Genomic DNA, 9086 nt, shown 5'->3' on the forward strand with positions numbered 1-9086 from the left:
AGGGCTATGAGGCTTATTCTGTCTGCATCATAGCTACTTTTGTCGCCCCGTCAGATCACAGATATGCAAAAAGACCTGCCTCCAAAACTAAATAGTGAAGCTTAACTACAAAATTAGATGCGCTTACCCCGCCCCGGCTTCTATACACAATGACCATTAACTCTCTTGGCTCTCAAAACACTGAAGAACCTTTTTTAAATAATCAAACCGGATTCCTATAGCAAGGTATAACAATGCTTACAACGGTTTGTTCTTGAGGTTTGCTTTCTATCATGAATTCGCCATTATATAATTTCATTATGTATTGAACAATCGCAAGTCCTAAGCCAGAGCCTTGCTGTTCATATGACTTACGATTAAATTGCATAAAAGCTCCTATTCTCTCAATTTCATCAACTGTCATTCCTCTACCATGATCAATCACATATAAATTGAATTTGCTGTCAGTCACATTACTAACTACTCGAACTTCGCTATCTGGTAAAGAAAATTTAAAGGCATTGTCTATTAGTTCTTCAATAACGTTACTAAATTTTGACTCTGGCATTTTTATAACAGATTCTTGAAGTTCAAGCTTCAAATCTTTTTCTCTACCTAAATTTTTAGCTGTCTTGAGAGATACATTTATGATCATCTCTTGAGAAAAGCATTTTTCTATTTTTTCTCTGATTACACGTATTTTTTTAGAATCTCTGAGTATTAATTCAAGTTTACTATAAAGTAAAAATCTTTCAGTTAATCTAATGATTTACGGCTAACAAACAAGCAAATCGCCGAGATAAAAAGCGAACAGGGAACGAGCAATTCTTAACAGGGTGGTTTGAGATGGGGATTTAACCCCAACCCAAACAAGCAATAGATGCTGAGTTCTGAATTCTAGAACTTACGTATTGACAAAGAAGGAAAGATGTGAGTAAAGATTTAGGGGCTAATTTAAGATGCGATCGCAAATCAGTAAAGCGATGAAATAGCAGATAATACCTAATGTTCAGTAGATTTAGGGTTCGCAATATCAGAGCCATTAGTAAGCCATCCACAGCAAAGTGTCAATAGATTTTTGCTACGTGAGCGTTATGAACCCAAAGATTTATTTGATGAAGTCAAATTAAAAATCAACTTAGTCGGAGGGACATTAAGTGGAGACGATACGGTAGTTGATAAACTTATTTTAGAAGCTTTTTTCTATGCATTTTCATATGAAATTGGGATTAGATTATTGTAACTGTCTCCACATTCCTTGACAGCGTTCCATAACTAGTCCCTGAAAAATTGATTGAGTTGATGGGTGAATGTCTATTTTGTACAAATAGAAAATACCTGTAGGACTTTTAAGGCTTAACTCTCTTCGGGTAAGACATAATGCTTGCGCTCGGTGAAGTTCTACAGATTGGAGTAAACCTGGATAACTCAAATTACGTAAAGCTAATTGGCTATTTTTAGTAATGTATATGGCATCATTTTGAAACAGATGTTCTAGGCTTATAAGGCTAGCATAGACATCTGTATCTTTTTCTATGCCTCCTAAACGGTGAGCATCTAAGCCAAAGCGAATGCAGAAGTTGACAGCTACCAACTTCCCAGCTTCTTGGGGAGGCAAAATGGAAGCTGCAAACTCAAACCCTAGACTATCAGCTCGCCATTCCTCTACACCAGCATAGGCATAGTTTTGGAAAAGATTCTGCTTTACCTTAAAATCAAATCCCAAACCGCTTGCATGTCCTGCTTCATGAACTTGAGTGTCTATGTGGCGATAGCGTTCATTATTGATTTCGTCTTCTAACGGAGCTAATAGTAAATTAGCTGTTTCATATTCAAATACTTTTTGGATACATTCGCGACTCGAACCTAAAAAACGTCGTCGCTGCTCCTTTGCATTGTTTAATGCTGGACCACAAACACTATTAGGAAAAGGCCATCCATTCGGGACAATAAAAGCTTCACCATTTTCACCACTGACACTTCCACAACTGGCAATCTCAGTAAAGGAAAGATTTATTGGTATTGGTTGGCCTAGTGTCCCAAATTTTTCGCGACTGAGATTTTCTAATTGTTCAATAGATGGCTCTTGGTTATCGTGCATTTTCCCGTAAATTGCGCTTAAAGTCATCTTGGGTTTGCACTGTCGATTTATTTGATAAGGTGCGATAATTAGGAAATAACCGTTTTTACCGATAAAATCCCTATTAATAAAGTCTTCAGACAAGAGACTCCAGTCGTTGTTTTCTAAAGCATCTGCTGTGTTGAGTAGCCAATCTGGAGGAAGTTCACAAGAGTTTTTTGCCTGCTGACGCAGTTTTTTGATAGCAATAGTAATTTCATTTTGCTCAATGTGCTGGACTATTTGCTTGGTTAATACTTGTTCGTCTACAAATATTTTCGTCATTTTTTATACCTGATATCTAATAAACAATACATTTGTAATTTCTTAATAGAGGTATCAATTTGATTTTGATATTGGTTGAAATTATGAAATTGCGTTATCTCTTGCTCTGTTTATGGTTCAAAATTTTGCTCATTTTTTGAGTAAAAGTATAAATTAGGAGTTCACTATTGAGCTAAAACAGTAGAAATTGTACTTAAAAAGCATGAGTGACTGCTAAATTCTTACCCATTTCAATACATTAGGATGTTTGTCATAGCGGTAGGTAAAGCCGTCCCTAGTAGTAATCAACTTCCCTTGGCTGGCTCTGCTTCTAACGGTATTAAGTGAATAGTCTGCTAATGACTGCATTTGTTTATGAGAAAGTCGTTCAAGTGTGTCTATTTCTATCGCTATTTCAAATTGATTTTGGGACTCATTATTGTAAGAATCATTTATTGTAATTTGAGTATTTTCAGGGGGATGAGTCACAATTTTTTTGGCTTTTTGCTGCTGATAATCATGTACCGTTACAAGTTGCCAACCAGAATCTTGTGAAAGTTCTAGAACCCATTGATGATAATTAAACAGACTTTCTCTATGTCCAACACTAATAAATGTTGTTTTTGTCTGTTGTAATTGTTGATATAAATTTCCTTCGTTTTTTAAATCTAAAGCACTCGTTGCTTCATCTAATATAGTAAAGCTAGGACGGGTAACTAATAGTCGTGCAAAAGCCAGACGTTGTTGTTCTCCGAGTGATAATATATTTTCCCAAGGAACTTCCGTATCAAAGCCATCGACTCGACTTAGTAAGTTTTGCAGATTGACTTGTTGCAAAATTTCTTTGATTTCTGCGTCAGTCATTTGACGATTTGTATGAGGATAAAGTAACTGTTCGCGCAAAGTCCCTAAAATTATGTAAGGACGTTGGGGTAAGAATAAAACTTCTTCTAGAGGTGGTCGCACCAGACGGCCAGTCCCTGCATTCCACAAACCAGCGATCGCTCTCAACAAAGAACTTTTACCTCGACCACTTGGCCCAACAATCAATAAACCTTCCCCAGGTTGAACAGAAACTGACAAATCTTCAACGATCACCTGTTCATAGTTAGGCGTTTGTAAAGTGACATTCTCAAAAGCGAGATGGTTTTCTTCAATTGTTTTAATAGTACTGACATTTTCAGGTTGTTTAGTCACTTCTTCTAAAGCATCTGAAAACTCAGCTAAACGCTTTGTGTAACTCGAAAAATTTCCGGAGGTTCCAAATTCAGTTATTAATTCTTCTAAAGCACCAGCAAATAATTGACAAGCTAAAATGCTTTGTCCAAGTTGTCCAAAATCAATTTGACCTATAATGTATAAAGGTCCAAGTACTAAAAACGGGAACAATTGAATAACTGTTTGATATCCTCTACTAAAAATATTTTTATTCCTTTCCCAGTTAATCTTGCGTTTAGTATTTTTGATCAGATTACTAAATCGGCGCCCAATTATATTTAATTCTTGTTTTTCTCCTTGAAAAAAAGCTATTGATTCAGCATGGTTACGAACATGAGTTAAGGAATAATTGTAGTCGGCTTTAAATTCAAGTTCCTCTTGATTAATATTATTCAATTCTTGATTAAAGTAAACAGCAATTAAATTGCCTATTAACGTATAAGCAAGTAAAACGACAGCAATTTGTTGGGAAATTGACCAGACAAGTATTAAAAAAGTCGTCATTTCCAGTACTTTTTCTAATAAGGTAGCTGCAAAGCTCAGAGCATTACTGGTAATAGGTTCAATTTCTTGAGATAGACGTTGATCTGGGTTATCAAAATCAGATATAAAATTAATTTTATAATAAGCACGATTGCTCAAATATTTATCTAAAATTTTATTATTTAACCATTTGTACCAATCAAGAGCAATTTGTTTTCTGATAAATGTGGAAAATCCCACTAAAAGCGCTACAAAGATAAGCCCAACAGCATAAAGTGATAATATATTAATGAAACTGTAATAATCTTTTTCTTGAACAAGAGCATCCACTAAATAGCGACTAACGAAACTATTAAAAGCATTTACACCTACAAGCAAGATTATTAGTAATATCAGGAGAATTAGCATTCCCCATGCACGAATAACATCGGAAAATGCTCTTTCCCCTGGCTTTGTTGGATACCAATAAGGACCGGCGATCGCTTTTACATCTTCCCAGAATTGAGTAAAATCTGAAAAAGCATTTCTTGAGGATTGAGCTTGAACAACTTGGGTTGGCATATTTTAGAAATAAATTAAAATCTTTTATAATCAGATTTACTACTTTTTAGTATTAAATAATGGGTATTGTGATTACAGCACAGTTAAACCGCCATCCACAGGCAAAGTAACCCCTGTAATATAAGGATTCGTCATCAAACTCAACACTGCTTGCGCCTGTTCTTCTGGTTGCCCAAGATGCTGAACAGGTAAGGCTTCTTCAGCCCACTTTGTCAGTTCTGCTCGCTCAGACTCACTTTGATAACTCCATACGCTTGTATCCTCCAGTATTCCAGGTGCAATCACATTGACTCGGATCGGTTCGAGTTCTACTGCCAACATTCGCCCAAATGATGAAACGGCACCACTCGCAGCTGATATCACTGAAATACCACCCAATTTTGAAGTTTTGAAGATAGAGAAACTGGATGTTAAAGTAATCGAGCCGTCAGTCGCTATATTTTTCAATGCTGCACGGACAGCAAAGAATGTTCCCCAAAATTTCTCCATCCCACGTTGAGCCGTTTCTGTAGCCATCTCCGCTAAAAGCGATCGCGGCATATTTCTATCTGGAACAGCCGTTACAACTAAATGATCAAACTTTCCGACTTGCTCAAATAGAGAATTGACTGAATCTTCATTCAAAATGTCAACAGCGATCGCTTCAACATGTCCACAAACCAACTCTTTTACTTGATTTAACTTGTCTTGTGAGGGGTTTGATATCACCACCGATGCTCCTATCTCTGCTGTTTTCTTGGCGATCGCTAGATCAATCCCTGAACCAGCACCAATAATCACCACTTTTTTGCCTGATAGCGACTCAAACATTGTTTTGCCTCGTGTAAGTAAAAGTTGTGCAATCTAAGAAAAATCTTATCTATCACCGAACAAGTAAAAACTTAAAACACAAAATAAAGAAAGTGAAGAATAGTTTGATATCAACTAAATTCATTTATCGTGATTATCTTTTTACTTTTTAGTTTTTAAAGTACCTTTAATGGCTTCTTTGCTGAAACTAATAAATAAGCTATAAATAACGAAGAATCTAGCAAACGATCCACGGCAACCGTATTTGTATAATAGGTTTGTTGATCTACCTTTCCTGCTTTAAATTCTTCTTCAAACCAAGATTTTAGGTATTTAAAGTGTTTTATCCAACACTCATTTGTCGCGTCTACACATTCTAAGAGATGGAATCCTGCTTGTTTATAAAGATTTTCATACTCCTCAATATTTTTGACATTATTTTCAAAAGGAACCATATCCATCTCATCACCAAAATACTGTGTAGTTTCAAAGATGAAATCACAGAGGATCAAATTACCTCCTGGCTTCAATACGCGCCAAGCCTCTAGAATAAACTTCTCCCTGGTATCAAAGTAGAAGGGTGCCTCAACACATATGATGTTATCAAACAAATCATCTTCAAATTCCATCTGCACAGCATCCATGCAAATGAACTTACAGCCTGGTGCGTTAACTATACTTCTCTCAATTTGTTTGGCGGAAATATTGATCCCCACAACGTCGGTAGGGGAGTAATACTTGAGCAGATGATTGGTAGTTGCTCCCAACCCACAGCCAACATCGAGGATAGTTCCCTTCTTTTCTGGAATAAATTCTAAAAGTTTTTCCATCAGATTAAAACAAGCTGAGTGCTGATTCTGAGTATCCCGGAGCCAATAACCTACATTGAAAAACTCTTTTTGATCGTATATCTTTCTAGTTATTGAGTCTAGAATTATACTATCAAATATACTGATAAATTCATTTTTATCCATTTTTGCTCTCACGTTTGGTGTAAGTGAAGATGCATGTCATTCTGTATCCAGAGGTGAGTATAGTTGTTCCCTTGATTGCCAAACGCATACCTTAACGAGACAGGACATGACACTATCTACAAGAGACTCCATCGTATCTCGACTGATTGAAGGTTCAGAAAACAAAAAATTCAAAAGCATTTTGTCCTCGAAACTAGCTACGGCCGCACTAAAAACACCACATAATCCTCTCGCTGCTGGAGCAAAACTGATTTCCTCTAGGATGAATGGATCGTAAGCTTTAGGGATGTTGACTCGACCAATATTGGTAAGTAACACTGTTGCACACACTTCATTGGATTGGGATGAGAGAAAGAATTCAACAATATTCCTGAACATCAATCCGTCGCTGAAGATATCATTGCGTTTTATGCCAGCTTCCAGCTGTTGTTTCACATCCCGTGCTAATTCCCAAAACGATGTATGAACCCTTAAGATATGAAACGAAGTCACGCCACCAACTAATGTACTTAGGTGTTCATTGCCGACAACTGGTTGGAGACGTTTTCGCAAATCAATAGGCGAGATACAGTTGACGCGCACATCAGATCTATTGCCGGCGGTCATTTTTTTTGCTGCTGCAAACAACATGGCTGCACACAAAGCTCCGTGAACTGTTGTCCCCTCCTTTCGACAAAGATTAACAAGTTGTTGAGTCAATTGTGGATCTAACTGTTTGTGAATCATGCTGCCGCGCCATAATTCAATAGGTACATACTGCTCAAAACCCAAATTTTTCGGTCGGTACCAGAACTTCTGGAACACTTCGCGCAACAAAAATAACACACTATGGATAGCACCTGTGAACCCCTTCATCGATTTAGGTACTAGTTCTTCGACAGGTGGAAGTTCAGGCAAGCTAGCGACTTTGGTAACTTCCTCCTTAGACGTTAAATTCTTACAGTAAGTCAATATTTGTGAGTGGAGTTGAATGCTTGATAATGCATCTGCGATCGCGTGGTGTATTGTTGTTAGCAGATAAGTTGTACTGTTTTCATTTTCAATCTGAACGAGTGTCGTTCGCAACAGATATTGACTACTATCAAATTTTTCGTTCATCTCTTCTTCAAAAACTTCTTGCCACTGCTCGTTGTGGAACTTGTTGACAACACGCAAGGGAATTTTTAGTGTCGCTTCAGTTTCAAAGCGAAGACTATCCGACGAATCTACAATACGAGAATTAAGACGAGGGTGATGACACTGGAGTAAGTCTAGAGCCTGTCTGACAATCTCTTCTTTTAAGGAACCTTTGATGCGGCTTGCCACTATTATCACGCTGGGACCAGCATGGCGATGCATGATTTCCATAGCTTGTTCAAGAGGGGCAAGTTTTCTATTGTTATTCATATAAAAAACTTCACTTCCATAGTTATACTGTGGGCTAAACTCCAACGAACACAAGTTTGGTGATCCGCAACCATCTTTGCATTTAAATTTTCGCTTGTGCCTGCTCGATGCAAACTTTCAATCGTTCAGCTAAAACTTGGATATGGGGTTCAGCCATCATCGTAAAATGATTTCCTGGGAGAAAATGGATATCTAATAGTTCGGTTGAAAACTCGTTCCACCCCAAGCCTGAATCCTGTAAAATCTCAGAATATAACTCACTATGTAACTCACTATCAGGCTCTTCTAAAGGAACATTATTGGCACGTAAAAGCGTAATTTGACCTGGATAAATTTGTTTTGGTACATAATGAATCAGAGATAAAGAATTTGCTTTATAAACTTGCATTAAATTCTTAAGCTGCGTAGCATCAGCATTAGGAGGCAGAATATTAGCTATTTTAAAATGCTGTAAAACGTATTTTAGTTGTTCCTCTTCAGCCAAAGATTGGAGGGTATCGTAAGAGATATGCATATCCCTTCCCAGAGAAACTTCTACTGGTTTGATCAACTCAGTTAGCCATGTAGCATGATCCCATTCAATATAATCAATAAGTATTGGCTTTTCTTTATAACTTGGTGCCGAAGCATCAATAATGACAAGTAGAGCAACTACATATCCCTGATGAAGTAACTGCTGGGCCATCTCAAAAGCAACTCTACCGCCAAAAGAGTGACCTCCCAAAAAGTATGGCCCTTGCGGCTGAACAGCTTGCATGGCTTGAATATAATTACTAGCCATATCCTCAATGCGGGTAACTAGTTTTAATCTTCCATCTAAATCATTTGGTTGAAAACTGTATAATGGTTGGTCATCTCCTAAATAACGCCCCAAGTGATACAAGTAAAAAGGCTGACCACCAGCTCCGGGAACGCAAAAGAAAGGTAGCTTGGAACCGTTGGGCTGAATTGCTACCAAACAAGATGAATTTGAGTAATCCGAGTCTTGCTGTACAATTGTCGCCAACTGTTCAATAGTGGGATTTTGGAAAAGCGTTGTTAAGGGAATACCTTTACCAAACTGCTGCTGAATTTGAGCCATTAAGTAGGAAGCTAAAAGGGAATGACCACCGAGGTCAAAAAAGTTATCTTGTACTCCCACCTTGTCAACCTGAAGAACTTTTGACCAAATTTGTACGAGTTGCAGTTCTAATTGGTTACGGGGATCAATAAATTTGTCCGAATCACTGGTGAGAGCAGGTGGTTTCAAGGCGCTTTTGTCTATTTTACCGTTGGGAGTTAGGGGTAGGGCTTCCAACATCACAAAAGCCTGG

At 37.6% G+C, this 9086-nt stretch carries 7 protein-coding genes and 1 pseudogene; 1 reads left to right on the top strand and 7 read right to left on the bottom strand.

Translation table 11 applies throughout. The features are described 5' to 3' along the window. Positions 1–202: 202 nt before the first annotated feature. Positions 203–634 (bottom strand): sensor histidine kinase, encoded by a 432-nt coding sequence (locus AC5JMK_RS08380; protein WP_495909854.1) that lies wholly within the window; start codon positions 632–634, stop codon positions 203–205. Positions 635–1009: 375 nt separating this feature from the next. Here AC5JMK_RS08380 and AC5JMK_RS08385 point away from each other — a divergent pair. Continuing rightward, a pseudogene (locus AC5JMK_RS08385) lies at positions 1010–1165 on the top strand (IS701 family transposase); the annotation flags it as partial. A gap of 48 nt (positions 1166–1213) precedes the next feature. Here AC5JMK_RS08385 and AC5JMK_RS08390 read toward each other — a convergent pair. From AC5JMK_RS08390 to AC5JMK_RS08415, 6 genes are all read right to left on the bottom strand, one after another. Then, positions 1214–2383, bottom strand: a complete 1170-nt coding sequence (locus AC5JMK_RS08390) for a DUF6014 family protein (RefSeq protein ID WP_096679325.1) — start codon at positions 2381–2383, stop codon at positions 1214–1216. A gap of 213 nt (positions 2384–2596) precedes the next feature. After that, the gene (locus AC5JMK_RS08395; protein WP_096679327.1) at positions 2597–4624 is read right to left on the bottom strand and encodes an ABC transporter ATP-binding protein/permease; all 2028 of its coding nucleotides are present in this window, start codon (positions 4622–4624) and stop codon (positions 2597–2599) included. A 72-nt stretch (positions 4625–4696) separates the two neighbouring features. After that, positions 4697–5434, bottom strand: a complete 738-nt coding sequence (locus tag AC5JMK_RS08400) for an SDR family oxidoreductase (RefSeq protein ID WP_096679329.1) — start codon at positions 5432–5434, stop codon at positions 4697–4699. A gap of 155 nt (positions 5435–5589) precedes the next feature. Continuing rightward, the gene (locus AC5JMK_RS08405; RefSeq protein WP_096679793.1) at positions 5590–6387 is read right to left on the bottom strand and encodes a class I SAM-dependent methyltransferase; all 798 of its coding nucleotides are present in this window, start codon (positions 6385–6387) and stop codon (positions 5590–5592) included. Positions 6388–6423: 36 nt separating this feature from the next. Further along, positions 6424–7773: a phthiocerol/phthiodiolone dimycocerosyl transferase family protein gene (locus AC5JMK_RS08410; RefSeq protein WP_096679331.1), complete on the bottom strand. Its 1350-nt coding sequence runs from the start codon at positions 7771–7773 to the stop codon at positions 6424–6426. An 82-nt stretch (positions 7774–7855) separates the two neighbouring features. Further along, on the bottom strand, positions 7856–9086 hold a 1231-nt coding region (locus AC5JMK_RS08415), incomplete at its 5' end, for a thioesterase domain-containing protein (RefSeq protein WP_495909855.1).

This window comes from Pelatocladus sp. (genome assembly GCF_059505505.1).